Annotated in this window: 14 protein-coding genes; 5 read left to right on the top strand and 9 right to left on the bottom strand. The window is 68.2% G+C overall.

Annotation, left to right across the window (positions count from 1 at the left end; all coding sequences use genetic code 11):
• Nucleotides 1-7: 7 nt before the first annotated feature.
• The gene (gene gabT, locus BW39_RS00845) at nucleotides 8-1,318 is read right to left on the bottom strand and encodes a 4-aminobutyrate--2-oxoglutarate transaminase (protein WP_043819139.1); all 1,311 of its coding nucleotides are present in this window, start codon (nucleotides 1,316-1,318) and stop codon (nucleotides 8-10) included.
• Between the two features lie 145 nt (nucleotides 1,319-1,463).
• Here gabT and pdxR point away from each other — a divergent pair, with 145 nt between their 5' ends.
• Entirely contained in the window at nucleotides 1,464-2,972 is a 1,509-nt protein-coding gene (gene pdxR / locus BW39_RS00840; protein WP_043819137.1) for a MocR-like pyridoxine biosynthesis transcription factor PdxR, read from the top strand.
• Nucleotides 2,973-3,013: 41 nt separating this feature from the next.
• Complete coding sequence (locus BW39_RS00835; protein ID WP_043819135.1) at nucleotides 3,014-3,520, top strand: GNAT family N-acetyltransferase; 507 nt, start codon at nucleotides 3,014-3,016, stop codon at nucleotides 3,518-3,520.
• A 48-nt stretch (nucleotides 3,521-3,568) separates the two neighbouring features.
• On the opposite strand, the gene BW39_RS00830 is transcribed toward BW39_RS00835, so the two are convergent.
• From BW39_RS00830 to BW39_RS00810, 5 genes are all read right to left on the bottom strand, one after another.
• Entirely contained in the window at nucleotides 3,569-4,048 is a 480-nt protein-coding gene (locus BW39_RS00830) for a CYTH domain-containing protein (RefSeq protein ID WP_043819133.1), read from the bottom strand.
• Between the two features lie 151 nt (nucleotides 4,049-4,199).
• Entirely contained in the window at nucleotides 4,200-6,641 is a 2,442-nt protein-coding gene (rpoD, locus tag BW39_RS00825) for an RNA polymerase sigma factor RpoD (RefSeq protein ID WP_013801152.1), read from the bottom strand.
• Nucleotides 6,642-6,904: 263 nt separating this feature from the next.
• Nucleotides 6,905-8,938 (bottom strand): DNA primase, encoded by a 2,034-nt coding sequence (dnaG, locus tag BW39_RS00820; protein WP_043819131.1) that lies wholly within the window; start codon nucleotides 8,936-8,938, stop codon nucleotides 6,905-6,907.
• 41 nt (nucleotides 8,939-8,979) lie between these two features.
• Entirely contained in the window at nucleotides 8,980-11,196 is a 2,217-nt protein-coding gene (locus BW39_RS00815; RefSeq protein ID WP_043819129.1) for a sensor histidine kinase, read from the bottom strand.
• Entirely contained in the window at nucleotides 11,193-11,918 is a 726-nt protein-coding gene (locus BW39_RS00810; protein ID WP_012206841.1) for a response regulator transcription factor, read from the bottom strand. Before BW39_RS00810 ends, BW39_RS00815 begins: the two co-directional genes overlap by 4 nt.
• Before the next feature lie 265 nt (nucleotides 11,919-12,183).
• On the opposite strand from BW39_RS00810, the gene BW39_RS00805 reads away from it, so the two are divergent.
• The 3 genes from BW39_RS00805 (at nucleotide 12,184) to BW39_RS00795 (ending at nucleotide 17,112) form a co-directional block, all read left to right on the top strand.
• Complete coding sequence (locus BW39_RS00805) at nucleotides 12,184-13,518, top strand: SPFH domain-containing protein (RefSeq protein ID WP_013801155.1); 1,335 nt, start codon at nucleotides 12,184-12,186, stop codon at nucleotides 13,516-13,518.
• A 3-nt stretch (nucleotides 13,519-13,521) separates the two neighbouring features.
• Entirely contained in the window at nucleotides 13,522-14,994 is a 1,473-nt protein-coding gene (locus BW39_RS00800) for a hypothetical protein (RefSeq protein WP_043819126.1), read from the top strand.
• 471 nt (nucleotides 14,995-15,465) lie between these two features.
• A complete protein-coding gene (locus tag BW39_RS00795) occupies nucleotides 15,466-17,112 on the top strand; it encodes an acyl-CoA synthetase (RefSeq protein ID WP_043819124.1) in 1,647 nt (548 codons plus the stop codon).
• A 27-nt stretch (nucleotides 17,113-17,139) separates the two neighbouring features.
• Here BW39_RS00795 and BW39_RS00790 read toward each other — a convergent pair whose 3' ends face one another.
• The 3 genes from BW39_RS00790 to BW39_RS00780 are packed head-to-tail and all read right to left on the bottom strand — an operon-like array spanning nucleotide 17,140 to nucleotide 18,556.
• Complete coding sequence (locus BW39_RS00790) at nucleotides 17,140-17,475, bottom strand: SMR family transporter (RefSeq protein WP_012206837.1); 336 nt, start codon at nucleotides 17,473-17,475, stop codon at nucleotides 17,140-17,142.
• Nucleotides 17,476-17,477: 2 nt separating this feature from the next.
• Nucleotides 17,478-18,284, bottom strand: a complete 807-nt coding sequence (gene map / locus BW39_RS00785) for a type I methionyl aminopeptidase (RefSeq protein WP_034396318.1) — start codon at nucleotides 18,282-18,284, stop codon at nucleotides 17,478-17,480.
• Nucleotides 18,281-18,556, bottom strand: coding sequence for a ParD-like family protein (locus BW39_RS00780; protein ID WP_012206835.1), 276 nt, complete (start codon nucleotides 18,554-18,556; stop codon nucleotides 18,281-18,283). The genes map and BW39_RS00780 overlap by 4 nt, the downstream gene beginning before the upstream one ends.
• Nucleotides 18,557-18,687: the final 131 nt, after the last annotated feature.

Genomic DNA, 18,687 nt, shown 5'->3' with positions numbered 1-18,687 from the left:
TGGGGATTCAGGCGGCGACTGGCTGGGACGCGCTCTGGGTGATGGCGCTGTCGATGATGTCCAGGGCCCTGGCGAACAGCGGCTGTGGAATCGTCAGCGGATAGAGAAAGCGGATGGCGTTGCCGTACAGGCCGCAGGTCAGCAGCAGCAGGCCCTGCTCCTGCGCGTGCCGGACGACGGCGGCCACGCGCTGCGCATCGGGCTCGCCGCTGCCGGGAAGGCGGAACTCCACGGCCAGCATCGAGCCCAGTCCGCGCACGTCGGCAATGCCGGCATCCTGCGTCTGCAGGGCTTGCAGGCGCGCGCGCAGCTGGTTGCCCAGTGCGTGGGCGCGCTCGCACAGCCGTTCTTCATCGATCACGTCGAGCACGGCATGGGCCGCGGCCACGGCCAGCGGGTTGGCGGCATAGGTGCCGCCCAGGCCGCCGGGATGCGGCGCGTCCATGACGGCCGCGCGGCCCACCACGCCCGAGATCGGCAGGCCGCCGCCCAGGCTCTTGGCCATGGTGATCAGGTCGGGCTGCACGCCGTAGTGCTCCATGGCGAACAGCTTGCCCGTGCGAGCGAAGCCGGTCTGCACCTCGTCGGCGATCAGCAGCATGCCGTGCTGGTCGCACAGCTGGCGCAGGCCGGTGAACAGGGCGGCAGGCACGGGGTGAAAGCCCCCTTCGCCCTGGACGGGCTCCACGATGATGGCGGCCACGCGCTGCGGGTCCACCGAGGTCTTGAGCAGCATGGCAATGGCGTCCAGCGACTGCTGCACGCTAACGCCGGCCTGCTCGCTGGGGAAGGGCGCGTGGAAGACTTCGCCCGGCATGGGGCCGAAGCCCTGCTTGTAGGGCGCCACCTTGCCCGTCAGTGCCATGCCCAGCTGGGTGCGGCCATGGAAGGCGCCCTGGAAGGCGATCACGGCCGAGCGTCCCGTGGCATGGCGCGCGATCTTGACGGCGTTCTCCACGGCCTCGGCGCCCGTGGTGAAGAAGGCGGTCTTGGCCGGGCCGGCGATGGGCGCCAGCGCATTGATGCGCTCGGCCAGCGCAATCGCGCTTTCGTAGGGAACGATCTGGAAGGCCGTGTGCGTGAAGCGCTCCAGTTGCTGCTGCACGGCCTGGACCACGCGCGGATGGCGATGGCCCGTGTTGAGCACGGCAATGCCGGCCGCGAAATCGATGTACTGCCGGCCCTCGGCATCGGTCAGCAGGGCGTTGTCGGCCTGCACGGCATGGAAGCCGCACATCACACCCACGCCGCGCGGCATGGCGGCGTTGCGCCGGTTCTGGAGTTGCTGGTTCGGGGAAGAGGCGGTGGCGCTGGACATGAGAGGGTTCTCCGTTGATGGGGATGCAAGGCTTCCCGTTATAGTGGCCATTGGTTCCATGACTGGAGCCATCTTTTGAAAAGATGGTGGTGCCAATTGAGCGCGCCTCCACTTCCACCTCTATCCTCACTCCACCAAGGCAGGCATGGCAAAACCCTCCGTGTGCGCGGATCTCATCCTCCAGATGGACTGGCGCGGGCTGGGCGGCGACCGCACCCATCTCAACCGGGGCCTGTACCTGGCCATCCGCCAGGCCATAGACAGCGGGGCCCTGTTGCCGCGCAGCCGTCTGCCTGCCTCGCGTGACCTGGCGCGCGAGCTGGGCGTGTCGCGCAACACCGTCAACCACGCCTATGAGCAGCTGCAGGTGGAGGGCTATGTGCGCAGCCAGGTGGGGCGGGGCACGCATGTGGTGGACACCCTGCCTGCGGCCTTGCTGCTGAGCGGCGGGCGTGCGCCCGCACGCCGCGCCACCGCCGCGGCGCCCGCACCGGGCGGCGGCCTGTCTGCACAGGCGCAGGCCCTGCTGAAAACGGCCCAGGCCTCCGAGCAGCAATGGGGCGCCTTCATGCCCGGCGTGCCCGACGTGACCGAATTTCCGCGCGCCACCTATGCGCGCATCCACAACCGCCTGCTGCGCCACGCCGGGCCGCAACTGCTGACCTACGGCACGCGCGGCGGCGTGGACGCGCTCAAGCAGGCCCTGGCCGAGCACCTGCGCGTGGCGCGCTCGGTGGACTGTGGGCCGGGCCAGGTGCTGATCACCGAAGGCGTGCACCAGGCCATCGACCTGGTGGTGCGCAGCCTTGCCGATCCCGGCGACTGCGTGTGGATGGAGGAGCCCGGCTACTGGGGCATTGCCAACGTGCTGCGCATGCAGCACGGGCTGCACCTGCACAGCGTGCCCGTGGACGAGGAGGGCATGCAACTGCCCGAAGGCCTGCCCGCGCCCCGGCTGATTTTCGTCACGCCATCGCACCAATATCCCTTGGGCGCCGTCATGAGCATGGCCCGGCGCCGTGCGCTGATTGCCTATGCGCGCCGCGTGGGCGCCTGGATCGTGGAGGACGACTACGACAGCGAATTCCGCTTCTCCGGCAGTCCCGTGCCCAGCATGCAGGGCATGGAGGAAGGTGCGCCCGTGATCTACATAGGCACCTTCAGCAAAACCCTCTATCCGGGGCTGCGCATGGGCTACATGGTGCTGCCACCGGCCCTGGCCGAGCCCCTGCGGCGCATCCATTCCGAGCTGTACCGCGAGGGGCACCAGCTGCCCCAGCAGGTGATTGCCGAGTTGATCACCGAAGGCCACTACGCCGCCCACATCCGCAAGATGCGCTTGCTCTACGGCAAGCGCCGCCGCATGCTGCTGTCCCTGATCGAGCGCTACCTGGGCGCCGACCACCTGCCCTGGGTGGAAAGCAGCGCAGGCCTGCATTTCGTGATGCAGCTGCCGGGCCAGGACGACGATGTGGCGCTTGCCGAGGATCTCCGGCAGGCGGGCATTTTCGTCAAGCCGCTGTCGCGCTACTACGCAGGCCCGCACAAGCGGCGCGGCCTGCTGCTGGGATACGCCTGCGTCTGCGAGGAGGAGATCGGTGCCGCCTTCTTCCGTATGCTGGCGGTGCTCGCAGCCCGGCATGGCCGGGGCTGAGGTTCTCTTTCCCAACCCCTTTGTCCGACGCAGAAAGCTCCATGATCTCCATCCGCCCCGTTGATCCCCATGAATGGCCGCAGTACCGCGATATCCGCCTGCATGCCCTGCGCGATGCCCCCGACGCCTTCGGCAGCACCTGGGCGGCAGAGGCTGCAAGGGCGGACGCGGACTGGGCTGCACGGCTGCAGGCCGCTGCTGCCGGGGGCAGGGACAGGGTGCTCTTCGCTGTCAACGGCGAACAGGCCTGCGGCCTGGTCTGGTGCAAGCTGTGTGCCGACGAGCCCGGCGTGGCCGACCTCTTTCAGATGTGGGTCGATCCTGCCGCGCGTGGCCGGGGCGCGGGCCAGGCGCTGCTGGCGCAGGCCGTCGCCTGGGCCTGGCAGATGGGCATGCGGCGTGTGCGGCTGGGCGTGACCGCAGCAGACTCTCCCGCCATGCGGCTGTATTTGGCGCATGGCTTCCGGGCGCAGGGCGATCTGCAGCCGCTGCGCGAGGGCTCCGGATTGCAGGTGCAGGCCATGGCCCTGGACCGGGCCGGCGGCTGAACCGCCGCGGCACAGGCCGTCCTGGCGCGGCAACAGGGCCGTCCTGCTTCAACCCGGCAGCAGGGCCGGCGAAGGCAACTGCCGGGTCTTGGCCAGTTGCGAATTGCTGTAGCGCAGGTCGGAGGTGACCTCCGCGCCCAGCCAGGCGGGCGATGGCGGCTGGATATCCTCGCTCGCCAGTTCGATCTCGGCCGTGACCAGGCCGGCCAGGGGGCCTTCGAACACATCGACCTCGAAGTCGAAGCCGTCCACCGGCACGATGTAGCGCACCTTGTCGATGGCGCCATGTGCGCAGTGCTGGGCCAGCAGCGTCTCGGCATCGGCCAGCGGGATCCGGTATTCGAATTCGGCCCGGCTCATGCCGCGTGCCGGGCCCTTGAGCGTGAGAAATCCGGTGTCTCCGGCGATGCGCACCCGCACCCACATGCCGTTGTCGGCGATGTATCCCTGCGCCATGCGCACGCCGGTCAGGCCTGCCACGATGCCAGGGTCGGCCACCAGGTATTTGCGTTCGATTTCGAGAGCCATGCTGTTGCCCGTGCAGACAAAGGCGGCAGTCTATCGCGCCACCGTCGCCCTGCCCGGCAGATGGCCCGCCACAAACAAAAAGCCCCGCAGGGGAGTGCGGGGCTTTCCAGGGGGGCGGTTGCCGGCCCGGGGGGCCGGCAACCACAGCGCCTTACAGCGAGTCGATGAAGCTGCGCAGCTTGTCCGAGCGGCTCGGGTGCTTGAGCTTGCGCAGGGCCTTGGCCTCAATCTGGCGGATGCGTTCGCGCGTGACGTCGAACTGCTTGCCCACTTCTTCCAGCGTGTGGTCGGTGGACATTTCGATGCCGAAGCGCATGCGCAGCACCTTGGCTTCGCGCGGGGTGAGGCCGTCGAGGATGTCCTTGACCACGTCGCGCAGGCCGGCCTGCATGGCGGCGTCCACGGGAGCGGTGTTGTTGGTGTCCTCGATGAAGTCGCCCAGGTGCGAATCGTCGTCGTCGCCGATCGGCGTTTCCATGGAGATCGGCTCCTTGGCGATCTTCATGATCTTGCGGATCTTGTCCTCGGGGATCTCCATCTTGGCCGCCAGGATGGACGCATCGGGCTCGAAGCCGAACTCCTGCAGATGCTGGCGCGAGATGCGGTTCATCTTGTTGATGGTCTCGATCATGTGCACCGGGATGCGGATGGTGCGCGCCTGGTCGGCGATCGAGCGCGTGATGGCCTGGCGGATCCACCACGTGGCATAGGTCGAGAACTTGTAGCCGCGACGGTATTCGAACTTGTCCACCGCCTTCATCAGGCCGATGTTGCCTTCCTGGATCAGATCCAGGAACTGCAGGCCGCGGTTCGTGTACTTCTTGGCGATGGAGATCACCAGGCGCAGGTTGGCCTCGATCATCTCCTTCTTGGCGTCACGGCTGGCGCGCTCGCCATCGTTCATGCGCTTGTTGATGCGCTTGAGCTCGTCCAGCGGCACGACCACGCGCGATTGCAGGTCGATCAGGTTCTGCTGCAGCTCCTGCACGGGCGGGATGTTGCGCTCCAGCACATTGCTCCAGGGCTTGCCGGCTGCGACCTGCTGCACCACCCACTGCAGGTTCAGCAGGTTGGGCGGGAACTGGGCGATGAAGGTCTCCTGCGGCATGCCGCACTTGTCCACGATGATCTTGCGCAGCTCGCGTTCCTTCTTGCGCACGTCATCCACCTGGGCGCGCACGAGGTCGCACAGCTTCTCGATGGTCTTGGCCGTGAAGCGGATGGTCATCAGCTCTTCGGTCAGGGCCTTCTGCACCTTCATGTACACGGGCGTGCCGTAGCCGTCCTTGTCGTACACCTTGTGCATCTTGTCGAAGTTCTCGCGCATGGCGTCGAAGCGGCGCAGCGCCTCGTTCTTGAGTTCTTCGAGCTTCTTGGTCAGCGCCTTGGAGCCGCCCTTGCCGTCGTCGTCGTCCTCTTCGTCGTATTCGTCGAAGTCTTCTTCGGCCACGTAGTCGTCGTTCTCATTGGCGTTGACGAAGCCGTCGACGATGGTGGAGATGACGACCTTGCCTTCGCGGATTTCCTCGGACATGGCCAGGATCTCGGCGATGGTGGCAGGCGAGGCCGAGATGGCCTCCATCATGTCCATCAGGCCGCCTTCGATGCGCTTGGCGATTTCGATTTCGCCTTCGCGCGTCAGCAGCTCGACCGTGCCCATTTCGCGCATGTACATGCGCACGGGGTCGGTGGTGCGGCCGAATTCGGAGTCCACCGTGGACAGGGCGGCTTCGGCCTCTTCCTCAGCTTCCTCTTCGGTGGTGGCGGACTGGCCCGTGTTGTTCAGCAGCAGGGTTTCCGCATCGGGAGTCTGCTCGTAGACGGCCACGCCCATGTCGTTGAGCATGGAGATCACGACTTCCAGCGTCTCGGCATCGACCAGCTTGTCGGGCAGGTGGTCGTTGATTTCGCTGTGCGTCAGGTAGCCGCGCGTCTTGCCCAGCTTGATCAGCGCCTTCAGGCGCTGGCGGCGGGTGGACATTTCCTCTTCGGTCAGGACGGTTTCGTCCAGGCCGAATTCCTTCATCAAGGCGCGTTCCTTGGCCTTGCTGATCTTCATGCGCAGGGGCTTGACCTTTTCGGCCGGGGCCGAAGTGGTCTCGACCTCGACTTCCACTTCGGTCTCGACCTCGGACTCGCCTTCACCTTCGCCGTCGATGTCGCCATCGATGTCGGACAGGTCGGCATCATCGATGTCGTCGCCGCCTTCCTTGGCCTTGGGCTTGCGGCCGCGCTTGGCGGGGGTCTTGGCAGCGGCGGTGGAGCTTGCGGCTGCCTTGGCCGGCGCCTTCTTGGCGGCGGCAGGCTTCTTTTCGGTCTGGGCGGGGGCGTCGTCGCCTTCGGCTGCCTTCTTGCGGCCGCGCTTGGGGGTCGCGGCGGCGAGCAGCTCGTCGGCCATGGCTTTGAGTTCGGCTTGGGACTTGGTTACCACGTCGGTATCTTTCTTTGCTTTGGCCGCAGATGCGGCGCTCTTCGGTCCTGCAGCGGCTTTGCCGGCACCGGCCTTGGCCGGGGCTGAAGAGGTTGTCGAAGTCTTGGGCTTCGCTGGAGCTTCGGGGGCCTGCTTGGACTTCACGGACTTTGAAACGGGCATGAACACCTCACGGTCAGGAGCGAACACACACAAAGGGAAACTCAAACAAGCGCCGCCTAGGCGCACGCGCGGACGGACTAGGTCCGCCAGGGAAGCGAAAAACGTTCCAGGCAAGATGTCTGGGCGAACATTTGGTGTGCAGTCCTTGCGGGAAATTGGGCCGTGCAGTTGCTGCAATCACGTGAGTTCTTCACGGGGCCCGGTCCGGAGGTGCTGCTGTCGCTCTTGCCGATAGCCCCTAATTATATCTGCTTACCTCGATTTCAAGAGGAAGTACGCATCTGGTTTTCCAGGACCTGCTGTCGGGCAAAGAGATCGCGATAGCGCTGGGCGGCGCTGGGGTCCCGTGCCATGTCGCGCACGGCTTCGTCGATCTGGGCCTTGATGTGGTCGATGACGATGCGGTTGAGCACGCCGCGCAGCTCGCGGCGCAGCTCGGACAGCTCGCCTTCGGGATGGGCGTGGGGGCCGCTCATCAGCTTGTCGGCCAGCACTTCATGGGGCAGGCCGCGCAGCTGCTCGCGCAGCACGGCGAAGGGCCGGGGGCCGGATTCCTGGAACTGTGCTTCCATCCAGCGGAACAGCGCGCCGTGCCCGGCGGCGCAGCGCGCCAGCGCCTCGAAGTCCTCGTGGGTGAGTTCTTCCATGAACTCCATGTGCGCCATGAGCAGGCGCGCCGCCTGGTCCGTGCGCGTGGCGGGGGCTACGCGCGGCCCCATGGGCGGCGGGTTGAAGTCGCTGCGGCCATTCTTGTCCCAGGGCTTGCGCGGCCAGGGCTTTTTGCCGCCGCGCCCGGGCTCGGCTGCGCGCCAGCCGCCTGCGCCGCCGCCCTGGCTGCTCCCCTCGGGCCAGCCCGAAGGGGCGTTGTATTCGGCCGGCTGGCCCCAGTCGGGCGCGGCCGGTGCATGGCTGGCCTGGCCCGGATGGTGGGCGCCACCGGCCATGGAGCCCCGTGCGGGGCCGCTGCGGGCGGCTTCCTGCGACCACAGGTCCGAGAGATCGCGCGCATCCAGCTGCACGAGTTCGGCGATCTCGCCCAGCAGCTGGCGCTTGAGGGCGCCGTCGGGCAGGGCCGTCCACAGCGGGCGGGCATTGCTGGCCATGTGGGCGCGGCCTTCGGCCTGGCCCAGGTCGCAGCCTTCGCTGGCGGCTTCGATGAGAAATCGGCTCAACGGCAGCGCGTCGCCCACGTAGCGGGCAAAGGCTTCGCTGCCGTATTCGCGGATGAAGCTGTCCGGGTCATGCTCGGCGGGCAGGAAGAGGAATTTGACGCTGCGCGTGTCGCTGGCATAGGGCAGGGCCGCATCGAGCGCCTTGCGCGCGGCGCGCCGTCCCGCCGCGTCGCCGTCGAAGCTGAAGACGACGGCTTCGGTAAATCGAAACAGTTTGTGAATATGGTCGGGCGTGCAGGCCGTGCCCAGCGTGGCTACGGCGTTGGCAAAGCCCAGCTGGGCCAGGGCCACCACGTCCATATAGCCTTCGGTGACCAGCGCATAGCCCATGTCGCGCAGGGCGGTGCGGGCCTCGAACAGGCCGTAGAGCTCGCGCCCCTTGTGAAAGACCGGGGTTTCGGGCGAATTCAGGTATTTGGGCTTCTCGTCGCCGAAGACGCGGCCGCCGAAGCCGATGCACTCGCCCTTGACGTTGCGGATGGGAAACATCAGCCGGTCGCGGAAGCGGTCGTAGCGCTTGTCGTCGCCCTCGCCAACGATGACCAGGCCCGATTCTTCGAGCTGCGGATCGTCGTACTGCGGGAACACGCTGGCCAGCGACCGCCAGCCCGCAGGCGCGTAGCCCAGGCCGAAACGCTTGGCGGTCTCGCCCGAGACGCCGCGGCGCTTGAGGTAGTCGATGGCCTGGGGCGATGCCTTGAGGTGCTTGCGGTAGGCGTCGCCTGCCTTCTCCAGCACGTCGGTGAGGGTGGCCTGTTTCTGCTTTTGCGCGGCCTGGCGCTCGCGCTCGGCGGGGCTGATGTCGTCCTGCGGCACCTGCAGGCCGACCTGGCCGGCAAGATCCTGCACGGCTTCGACGAAGCCCATGCCGGCATGGTCCATCAGAAAGCCGATGGCGTTGCCATTCTTGCCGCAGCCAAAGCAGTGATAGAACTGCTTGCTGGGACTGACGGTGAAGGAGGGCGACTTCTCGCTGTGGAACGGGCAAAGGCCCATGAAGTTGGCGCCGCCCTTCCTGAGCTGCACGTAGCGTCCCACGATATCGACCACGTCGACGCGCGAGAGCAATTCCTGGATGAACGATTGGGGAATGGACACCCGCGTATTGTGCCTTCGCGGGGCCATCCGGCCGTGCCCCGGGGGCACTGGCCGGCGGTGCCCGGCCCTCAGCCCAGGCGCTGGAAGGTCAGCGTGAAGGCCACGCCATCGCGCGTGTTGTGCGCCTTGATCGTGCCGCCCATCTTCGCCATGTAGGTCCTGGCCACGAACAGGCCCTGGCCCCGGTGCTCGGCGCTGCCGGCGGCCGCCGGCTCCTGGGGGGCGGACACGCCCAGCTCGAAGATGCGCTCCAGCAGGTCCTCCGCAATGGTGGCGCCCTGGTTGTGCAGCGTGGCGCTGGCGGCGGACTCCGAGGCCGACAGCGACAGCGTGATGGCCGTGCCCGCGGGCCGGTAGCTGTCGGCATTGCGCAGGATGTGGGTGACCACGTCTTCCAGCGCAAACTCGTCGGCGCGCACGATCACGGCGCCCGTGACGTCCCTGTTCCCGCCCCCGCTCCCGCCTTCGTAGACCACGTTGGCAATGCCCGCGAAGTGCGCGTTGGCGGCCACGTGGGACAGGAAGGCGTTCAGGTCCAGCCGGCCTTCGGGCACGTTGGCGGCCTGCAGCGCCTCGGCCGGCGATGCCGTGCCGTAGAGCACATGCACGGCCTGCTGCATGCGCTGCACGTAGCGGTGGCCGGGGTCGTCGGGCCCGTACAGCACCATCAGCGATTGCAGGGGCGACATGATTTCGTGGCCCACGGCATGCCACATGTCGCGTTCCTGCTGGGCGCGCAGCTGTTCGCGCTGCAGGTCGTCCTTCACGCGCTGCAGCAGGTCGGCCAGTCCGCCGGCCAGAATGCCCAGCTCGTCGGAACCACGAAGGTCCGACACTTCGAGGTCGCCCAGGCGCGGGCCGACATGGCCGTCCTGCACGTTGTAGGACACGGCGGCGGCGCGCCGGGTGAGGGCGGTCACGCGGCGGATCAGCCCCAGCTCGACGATCAGCCAGGCCAGCGCAATGGCGGCCAGCATGGCGCCCAGGTACCAGGACAGGCGCGTGGCCACGGCGGCCAGGCCCTGCTCCACATCGCGCGGGTGGCCGGTGAAGCTGACGGTGTAGTTGCCCGTGGGCGTGTCCAGAATGTCCTGGCCCGTGGGCACGGCCGGGGTCATGGTGGCGGCGGAGACGCCGGCCGCATCCAGCGGCAGCCAGCTGATCAGGCGCAGCAGCCAGGGCGCCGACGGCGCGGCCTGCACATCCACGCCCTTGAGGGTGATGGCGCTGGCTTCGTCGGCGCCCACCTTGCGGATCTGCACGCGCTCGCCGGGCAGCAGGCTGCGCGAGATGTCGTTGAGCGAGGCGGCAAGCTGCGCCCCAGGCGAGTTGCTGTCGAACAGCGGCGGCTCCGTGTCCCCGGGGGCCAGCATTTCCACGCGCACACGCATGCTGCCCAGGTCTTCAGGCGGCCAGACGGGGCGCACGTCCCTGCGGAACAGGGCTTCGCGGAACAGCTCGACCGGCAGGCGGATGGAGTAGTGCGTGCGGCGCAGGCAGTCGGCTGCAGGGGGTGTCTTGTCATTGCCCGCATGGCCCTGCACGCCAGGCGGCAGGTCGCGGCAATGGCCGTTCTGCCAGAGCCAGCCACGGAAATCGCGCACGGGCCGCGCGCGGGCCTCAAGCTGGGGCGTGCCGTTGTCCACAAAGCCGGTGAGCCGGCCGTGCTCGCCGTTGCCGGACTTGTTGCCCTGCTGCGGCATGGCCTCATAGGGCGCGATCCAGCGGTAGGTGCTGCCGCGCATGTCCAGCGTGATGCGGGCGCGGTGTGCCTGGGCGGGCTCGCGCGAGCCGCGCTCGCGCGGTGTCAGCTCGCCTGCGAAGAAGCTGCCCACCAGATAGATGAATCCGCCTGCGTAGGGATTGTTGCCGATGGCTGCGCACAGCGAGGCGCCATCGGGATACTGCACCGAGCAGCCGGCCATCTCCACGGCCTGCTGGGACTTTTGCGGATCGTCGAAGTCGATGGCCGCGTAGGGCAGCAGCAGCGGCGCCAGCGGCGTCACGCCCTGGCCCAGGTGGCCGGCGTTGAGCAGGGCCAGCCGGCCCGAAGGATGGCGCAGCCGCGCCATGACCTCGGCCTGGCTGCGCACAAAGCCGTGCTGGTAGGCCTGCCAGGCGCGTTCCTTCTCGTCCTTGAGCACCACCACGCTCAGCGCCACCGTGGCCACGGCCAGCAGCACGAACACGCCGCGCAGCAGGATGCGCTGGCGGAAGGCGGCCAGGCCCAGGCGCGGCACTTCCAGCCGGGGCAGCTCCAGCCTGGGGTTGAGCAGGCGCTTCATGTGCGGACGGCGGCGCCGGCCTGGCCCACCCAGCGAAAGCCGCGCATGGGCACGTTCTCTATGCCTTCGAAGCCCGGGTCCACCTCGCGCAGGGCCTCGCGGATGGTGCTCACGTGCTTGCGCACGTTGTCGCGGTTGCGGCCGCTTTTGACCACCTCAAACAGCTCGTCGTAGGACACCACTTCGCCGCTGCGCTGGTGCAGCGTGGCCAGGATGCGCTGGGCCGTCAGCGGCAGGTTGATGCGCTCGCCGCGCCAGGTGGGCGTGCGCTGCCACAGCGGGTCCAGCACCAGGGCGTCGCCTGCGGGCGCTGCGGCGGCCTGCGCGGCCACGGGCGCCGCGCGCTGCGTGGTGCGCAGGATGTCCAGGAAGGTCTCGATGAAGTCCGCCTCCTCGAACGTGGTCTTTTGCAGGTAGTCCCAGGCGTCCAGCGCCTTCATGATGCTGCGGTAGATGGCGGCCGGCATGGCCGAGACCACCAGCACCGGCGTGCCCTGGCCCAGCTTGTTGATGGCGTTGATCAGGGCCACGCCCGCATGGCGCTCGCGGCCCAGCTCGATGTCCAGCACCACGGCGTCGTAGTGCTCGCGGGCCAGGGCGGCCTCGGCCTCGTCGCGCGTGAACCACTGGTCGATCACGATGCCGCTGCGCGCACTGCGTATCCATCCCGCCAACTGGTTGCTGGTGGGCAGGTCGTCTTCGATTACGGCGATACGGGTCATGGGGCTGTGCAGGGGTGGGGTCGGGGAGGCCGCCGTGGCGGTGTTCGCGGGATTATCTCGGCCCTGCGCCGGCCCGGGTGTGAGTTTTTCTTCCGGGGCCGGAGCGTTTGCGCCGCCGGTGTGAGCGCTTTGGTCCGTGCGCCGCGTTGTTGCTTCCGGGGGAGATCCGAACAATCGGTCCTCAATGAGCCACCCCTGTTTCCGGTGCCTCAGAAACAGCCAACAACAGCCAACAACAGTCATCACAGCCGAGAGAGAGAACACCATGAAAGCCACCTGGAACCGCATCATGCAGGCCCTGACGGGCCGCAAGTCCGCCCGCCTGGACGAAGCCGGCACTGCCGCGCCCGCAGCCGGGTCCGATGCTGCAACGCTGCCGGGCAACGCGCCCCGCCGCCAGCCCGTGGACTGGGCGGTCCTGCTGCCCACGGCACGTACCGTGCGCTGGCTGGCCATCGGCGCCGTGGTGGTGGCGGCAGGTCTGGTGGTGGTGCGCAACCCGCCCGTGCAGCACCTGGAGCAGGGCACGCTGGGCGTGCGCCTGAACCAGTTCACGGGCTCGGTCAGCCTGTGGCGCGATGGCAGCGTGTGGGTGGTGCCGGGCCTGCACACGGTGCGCGTGTTCTCCCTGCGCGACCAGAGCTACCGCCCGGAGGCCATGCGCCAGGCCAATGGCAGCGCACCCCTGCAGTCGGTCGAGGGCCTGTCCCTGGGCCTGGACCTGAACGTGCGCTATGCGCTTGATCCCGCATCGCCCGCCGTCAAGGCCGGCAACCTGCCTCTGGACATAGGCGGCGACATCGTGGAGCCCGCCGTGCAGGGCCTGGTCTACAAGGTATTTGCGCGCTACACCGTGCGCGAAATCTTCTCGACCAAGCGCGCCGAGATCGCCCAGATCATGGAAACCGAACTGCGCACGCGCCTGGCGGCCGACGGCGTCACGCTGCGCAGCATCCAGATCGGCAAGGTGGACCTGCCCGCCGAGTACCGCCGCGGCATGGACAGCCTGCTGGCCGAGGAGCTGGCCTCCGAGAAGATGCGCTACACGCTGGAACTCAAGGACAAGCGCGTCAAGGAAACCGAGCTGGACGCCAATGCCGACAAGGTGCGCCGCGAAGTGGCCGCCGAAGCCGCCGCACGCGAGCAGGTGATTGCGGCGCGTGCCCAGGAAGAGGCCATGAAGCATGTGCTGCCCTTCAAGCAGCGCCAGATCGAGCAGCGCCAGCTGGAGGCCGAGGCCGAGCGCGTGGCCCGCGTGAAAGCCGCCGAGGGCAGCGCCCAGGCCCGCCGCATCGAGGCCAATGGCGAAGCCGATGCGCGCCAGAAGCTGGCCGAGGCCGAGGCCTTCCGCATGGACCGCCTGGGCAAGGTCAACGCCGAGCAGATGGCGCGCGAAGGCACCCTGGTCACGCGCTACCCGCTGCTCATCCAGAAGACGCTGGCCGACAAGCTCTCGGACAAGATCCAGGTCATCATCGCGCCCCCGCCGACCAATGGCGACTTCATCGGTGCGGCCCTGCTGGGCGGCAGCCGCAATGCACAGGCCGGCGCAGCCTCCGTGGCGGCCGAAGATGCCAACGCAGCCGTTCAGGAGCAATAAGCCATGCTGACCGTATCGACCTTGGCCGCCGCAGCGCTGGCCACCGGCATGGGCAGCGCCATCGTGGTGCAGGACCAGGCCAGCCTGCGCGCCGCGCCGCGCGATGGCGCCCAGCAGCAGGCCAGCCTGTGGCAGGGCGAGGTGCTGGAGATCAGGGGCGAACGCCTGGACTACCTCCAGGTCTGGGACCACAAGCGCGAGCGCGGCGGCTTCATCCGCGCCGGCGATGTGCGCCGCGTGGCCATGACCGAGGCCGATGCCCCCGCCTTGCTGGCCGTGCTGCGCTTCGTGCAGGACACGCCCGGTGCCGAGGCGCTGGGCATCGGCCTGGCGGCCGCCTACCTGCAGGCCGCGCCCGCCAGGACCCTGGCTGGCGCCGAAGGCGCGCAGGCCTTCGACGCACTGGGCGGCTTTGCCGACCGGCTGGCGCGGCGCGCCTCCGCCGCTGCGCCCGGCAAGGCCTCGGGCGCCACGCTGTCGGCCCACCTGGATGTGGCCAACGGCTACGGCCTGCGCTTTGCGACCTATGAGGTCGAAGGCCGCATGCAGGTCTGCTATGAAGGCGAATTCTTCCGCCGCGTGCTGGCCATGCCCGCCGCCGACGCGCCGCAGCGCGCCCGCGCCGCCCTGGCGCTGACACGGCCCGAATGCGTGGACCCCGATCTGCCGGCCCATGAGCGCGCCCGCATGCATGCCTGGCAGGCCGATGTGCTGGAGCGCGTGGACGTGACCGGCCTGCCGCCCTACCTGCGCGGCCGCGTGCAGATGCGCCGCGCCAGCGTGTGGGCGGCGCTGGCCTTTCAGCAGGCGCGCAAGAGCATGGCCGACCCTGCCGTGGCGGCTTCGGCCGCCCGGGCACTGGCGGAGTTCACGGGCGTCAGCAAGTCCGAGCTGCCCGATGAAGACCAGAGCGCCTACAACGACGCGGCCATGCGGGTGAGCGCCGTGCGCTGGGCGCTGTCGCCTGTTGCTGCTGCGGCTCCTGCTGCCGGAGCCCGCCCGACGCTGCTGACCGAGCCCGGTGCTGCCGGCGAAACCTGCGTGCTGCTGGTGGACGCCCAGCACGGCGCCAAGGCCCCTTTGTTGCGCCGCTGCACCTATGGCGTGGTGTGGGCCGCATCGGCCAGCACCAACCGCGAGGGCACGGCCGTGGCCCTGGCCGTGCAGCCGCTGGAAGGCTGGCGCGAACTGTGGGTGCTGCGCAAGACCGAAGGCGGCTGGCTGGCCGACGTGCTGCCCCCGGCCGCCACCGCCCCGGAGACCGGCGTGGCCGAATGGGCGGGCTGGGTGCCTGGCGGCCAGCTGATGCTGGTGGCGCGCGAGGCCCGTGGCCAGGGCCGGTACCGCAAGAGCTTCGAAGTGGTGCGGCTGGACGGCCTGGCCACCGAGCGCGTGACCGGCGATGTGTCTGCCCTGCCGCTGTTCCAGCGCTGGCAGGACCCGGCCTGGAAGCGCCAGTCCCTGAGCCTGCGCTGAAGCAAAAAAAAGCCTGCACCGGTGGGGTGCAGGCTCGTCTCCAACGATGCCTGGAGCGTTGCCAGGCGACTCCTCTAGGAACTCCTTGTTCGCCTTCCAGCGGTGCTGGCCGGCGAATCCAAGCGGCGATTCTACGAGTGAAGCCGGGGCCGTGCGGCCGAGTCATCTGATAAATGATGTCTTATAGAGGACTGTGGTTGTGCAGTCGCCTGGGGGACAGTCACAGGCGCGTTTGCAGGCAGGTCAAGTGATTGTTCTGCATAAGTATTTTCAGTTTCCATGAAATTCTGAAAGTTGTGATGCCCTGCAAAGACCATGCATGCCGCTTTGGTTATCCGGGCCTGTGCGGTGGCGAGCCGGGTGGATGCGCATCAAGCTTGTGTAAGCCTGTCTTGCTATATCTTCAGGTTTCGCCAGCCTGCGGCGGCAGGCGGGCATCTCACCAGAAAACCCAGCGAACCGGAGACCACGATGACCCACATTTACGACCAGCATCTGGAGCGCAACAGCGCCAACCATGCGCCGCTCAGCCCCTTGGGCTTCATCGCCCGCACGGCCGAGGTCTATCCCGAGCGGCTGGCCGTGGTCCACGGCACGCTGCGCCGCAACTGGGGCGAGACCTATGCGCGCTGCCGCCAGCTGGCCAGCAGCCTGCAGAAGGCTGGCGTGGGCAAGAACGACACCGTGGCCGTGATGCTGCCCAATACGCCGCCCATGGTGGAGGCGCATTTCGGCGTGCCCATGGCGGGGGCCGTGCTCAATGCGCTGAACACGCGGCTGGATGCGGAAACCATTGCCTTCATGCTGGACCACGGCGAGGCCAAGGTGCTGATCGTGGACCCGGAGTTCACGGGCGTGGTGGCCAAGGCGCTGAAGCTGCGCCAGCGCAGCGCGCCGCTGCTGGTGATCCAGGTCGAGGACGCGCTGTACGGCCCGGCCGCCGAGCAGGTGGGCAGCCTGGACTACGACGACTTCGTGGCCGGTGGCGATGCCGGTTTCGACTGGCAGTTGCCTGCCGACGAGTGGGACGCCATCGCGCTGAACTACACCAGCGGCACCACGGGCAACCCCAAGGGCGTGGTCTACCACCACCGGGGTGCGGCCATCAATGCCATCAGCAATGTGCTGGAGTGGGACATGCCCAAGCACGCCGTCTACCTGTGGACCCTGCCCATGTTCCATTGCAACGGCTGGTGCTTTCCGTGGACGGTGGCGGCGCGCGCGGGGGTCAATGTCTGCCTGCGCCGGGTGGAGGCGCAGGCCATCTTCGATGCCATCCGCAACCATGGCGTCACGCATTACTGCGGCGCGCCCATCGTGCACGGCCTGCTGGTCAATGCGCCGGCCGCCATGAAGGAGGGCGTGCCCGCCGGAGTCAAGGCCATGGTGGCGGGCGCCGCACCACCGGCCTCGATGATCGAGGGCATGGAGCAGTTGGGCTTCGACATCACCCATGTCTACGGCCTGACCGAGGTCTACGGCCCGGCCACGGTCTGCGCCAAGCACGCAGCCTGGGATGCGCTGGACATCGGCGAACGCGCGCGCCTCAATTCCCGCCAGGGCGTGCGCTACCACCTGCAGCGCTCGGCCAGCGTGCTCGATCCGGAGACCATGGAACCCGTGCCCCATGACGGCCAGACCATGGGCGAGATCATGTTCCAGGGCAACATCGCCATGAAGGGCTACCTGAAGAACCCGCAGGCCACGGATGAGGCCTTCCGCGGCGGCTGGTTCCACACGGGCGACCTGGCCGTGCAGCATCCGGACGGCTATATACAGATCAAGGACCGCAGCAAGGACATCATCATCTCGGGCGGGGAGAACATCTCGTCCATCGAGGTCGAGGACGTGCTCTACCGCCACCCGGCCGTGCTGGCCGCCGCCGTAGTGGCCAAGCCCGATCCCAAGTGGGGCGAGACGCCCTGCGCCTTCATCGAGCTGAAGGCCGGCGCGCAGACCACGGCCGAAGACATCGTGGCCCACTGCAAGAAGCACCTGGCCGGCTACAAGGTGCCGCGCGCCGTGGTCTTTGGCGAGCTGCCCAAGACCAGCACGGGCAAGATCCAGAAGTTCGAGCTGCGCCGCCAGGCCGGATCGGTCCAGGCCATCACGGGCTGATGGCCGGGCCGCGGCGCGGGCAGCGGCTCAGTGTCCGGCCGTCTTGGAAAACAGCTGGATGACCAGCACGCCCGCCACGATCAGGCCCATGCCCGCCAGCGCGGGCAGGTCCAGCGTCTGGCCCTGCCAGAGCCATCCGACCAGGGAGATCAGCACGATGCCCGCGCCGGACCAGATCGCATAGGCCACGCCCGTGGGCACGGTGCGCAGCGTCAGCGACAGGAAGTAGAAGGCCAGCGCGTAGCCCAGGACCGTGACCACGCTGGGCCACAGCCGCGTGAAGCCTTCGGACTGCTTGAGGCAGGAGGTGGCCGCCACCTCGGCGACGATGGCCAGGCCCAGGTACAGGTAGTTGGACGCCATGCTCAGATGGCCGCGTAGCTGCCCGTGCCCTCGGGCCAGCGCGTGAGCACGTCGAAGCCCGTGTCGGTCACCACCACCATGTGCTCCCACTGGGCGGACAGCGACTTGTCGTTGGTGATCACCGTCCAGCCGTCGGCCAGTTCGCGCGTGGCCGCCTTGCCGGCGTTGAGCATGGGCTCGATGGTGAAGATCATGCCGGCCTCCAGCACCATGCCCTGGCCGGGCTGGCCGTAATGCAGCACCTGGGGGTCGTCGTGGTAGACCTTGCCGATGCCGTGGCCGCAGTACTCGCGCACCACGCTGAAGCGCTCGCGCTGGGCCACGGTCTGGATGGCATGGCCGATGTCGCCCAGCGTGGCGCCGGGGCGCACGGCGCGGATGCCGGCCAGCAGGGCCTCGTAGGTGGTCTCCACCAGGCGGCGCGCCTGGTTGGAGGGCTGGCCCACGTAGTACATGCGGCTGGTGTCGCCGATCCAGCCCTCGGGCGTGGTCACGGCCACATCGACATTGAGGATGTCGCCCTCGCGCAGGATCTGCCGGGCGTCGGGGATGCCGTGGCAGACCACGTGGTTGGGCGAGGTGCAGACCGTCTTCGGAAAGCCGTGGTAGCCCACGTTGGTGGGCACGCAGCGCAGTTCATCGACGATGAAGTCATGGCAGAGCTTGTCCAGGTGCTCGGTGCTGACGCCCGGCTGCACGTGGGGCACCAGCATCTGCAGGACACGGGCGGCCAGGCCACCGGCCTTGCGTGATTGCCCGATATCGAGAGCGTCGTGCAGCGGGACGCTGCGAAGCTTGGCGCCCCTCATTGCAGGCCTCCCGACAGGCGCACGGGGCGCGGGCGGCGTGCTGCCGTATCGGCGGGAGCCGGTGCCGCTTCGGGCTCGCCCAGCTTCAGCGTGGCCGCGGCCTCTTGCAGCAGCAGGGCGCAGATGCCTGCGTAGTCGAGATGGGGATGGTGTTCGGCCAACTGGCCGACACGCAGCCAATGCTCGGCCTGGGCGTTGATGGATCGACCCAGGGCCGCGCTGGACAGGCGGATCTGGTCGTGCAATTGGTCGGATATTTTGACGATTCCCATGGGGTGGCGATCATACGGGGAATATACGTTTCGTATATTGACAATCGCAAATCGCGGGCCCGGCGGCGGGGCATTCGTGCAGGCCTGCAGATGCAGACCGTCATATGGTCGGCAAGGCTGCACGACGGACG

Source organism: Delftia sp. RIT313, from assembly GCF_000632165.1.
Classification (GTDB): Bacteria; Pseudomonadota; Gammaproteobacteria; order Burkholderiales; family Burkholderiaceae_C; genus Comamonas; species Comamonas acidovorans.
This window is presented reverse-complemented; position numbering and strand designations above follow the sequence as displayed.

What these genes read in the sequence shown, in the direction of transcription:
- BW39_RS00805 (WP_013801155.1), top strand. Translation starts at nt 12,184, where the DNA reads ATGAAAGCCACCTGGAACCGCATCATGCAGGCCCTGACGGGCCGCAAG.
- gabT (WP_043819139.1), bottom strand. Translation starts at nt 1,318, where the DNA reads ATGTCCAGCGCCACCGCCTCTTCCCCGAACCAGCAACTCCAGAACCGG.
- BW39_RS00835 (WP_043819135.1), top strand. Translation starts at nt 3,014, where the DNA reads ATGATCTCCATCCGCCCCGTTGATCCCCATGAATGGCCGCAGTACCGC.
- rpoD (WP_013801152.1), bottom strand. Translation starts at nt 6,641, where the DNA reads ATGCCCGTTTCAAAGTCCGTGAAGTCCAAGCAGGCCCCCGAAGCTCCA.
- map (WP_034396318.1), bottom strand. Translation starts at nt 18,284, where the DNA reads ATGAGGGGCGCCAAGCTTCGCAGCGTCCCGCTGCACGACGCTCTCGAT.
- dnaG (WP_043819131.1), bottom strand. Translation starts at nt 8,938, where the DNA reads ATGGCCCCGCGAAGGCACAATACGCGGGTGTCCATTCCCCAATCGTTC.
- BW39_RS00800 (WP_043819126.1), top strand. Translation starts at nt 13,522, where the DNA reads ATGCTGACCGTATCGACCTTGGCCGCCGCAGCGCTGGCCACCGGCATG.
- BW39_RS00815 (WP_043819129.1), bottom strand. Translation starts at nt 11,196, where the DNA reads ATGAAGCGCCTGCTCAACCCCAGGCTGGAGCTGCCCCGGCTGGAAGTG.
- pdxR (WP_043819137.1), top strand. Translation starts at nt 1,464, where the DNA reads ATGGCAAAACCCTCCGTGTGCGCGGATCTCATCCTCCAGATGGACTGG.
- BW39_RS00780 (WP_012206835.1), bottom strand. Translation starts at nt 18,556, where the DNA reads ATGGGAATCGTCAAAATATCCGACCAATTGCACGACCAGATCCGCCTG.
- BW39_RS00795 (WP_043819124.1), top strand. Translation starts at nt 15,466, where the DNA reads ATGACCCACATTTACGACCAGCATCTGGAGCGCAACAGCGCCAACCAT.
- BW39_RS00810 (WP_012206841.1), bottom strand. Translation starts at nt 11,918, where the DNA reads ATGACCCGTATCGCCGTAATCGAAGACGACCTGCCCACCAGCAACCAG.
- BW39_RS00790 (WP_012206837.1), bottom strand. Translation starts at nt 17,475, where the DNA reads ATGGCGTCCAACTACCTGTACCTGGGCCTGGCCATCGTCGCCGAGGTG.
- BW39_RS00830 (WP_043819133.1), bottom strand. Translation starts at nt 4,048, where the DNA reads ATGGCTCTCGAAATCGAACGCAAATACCTGGTGGCCGACCCTGGCATC.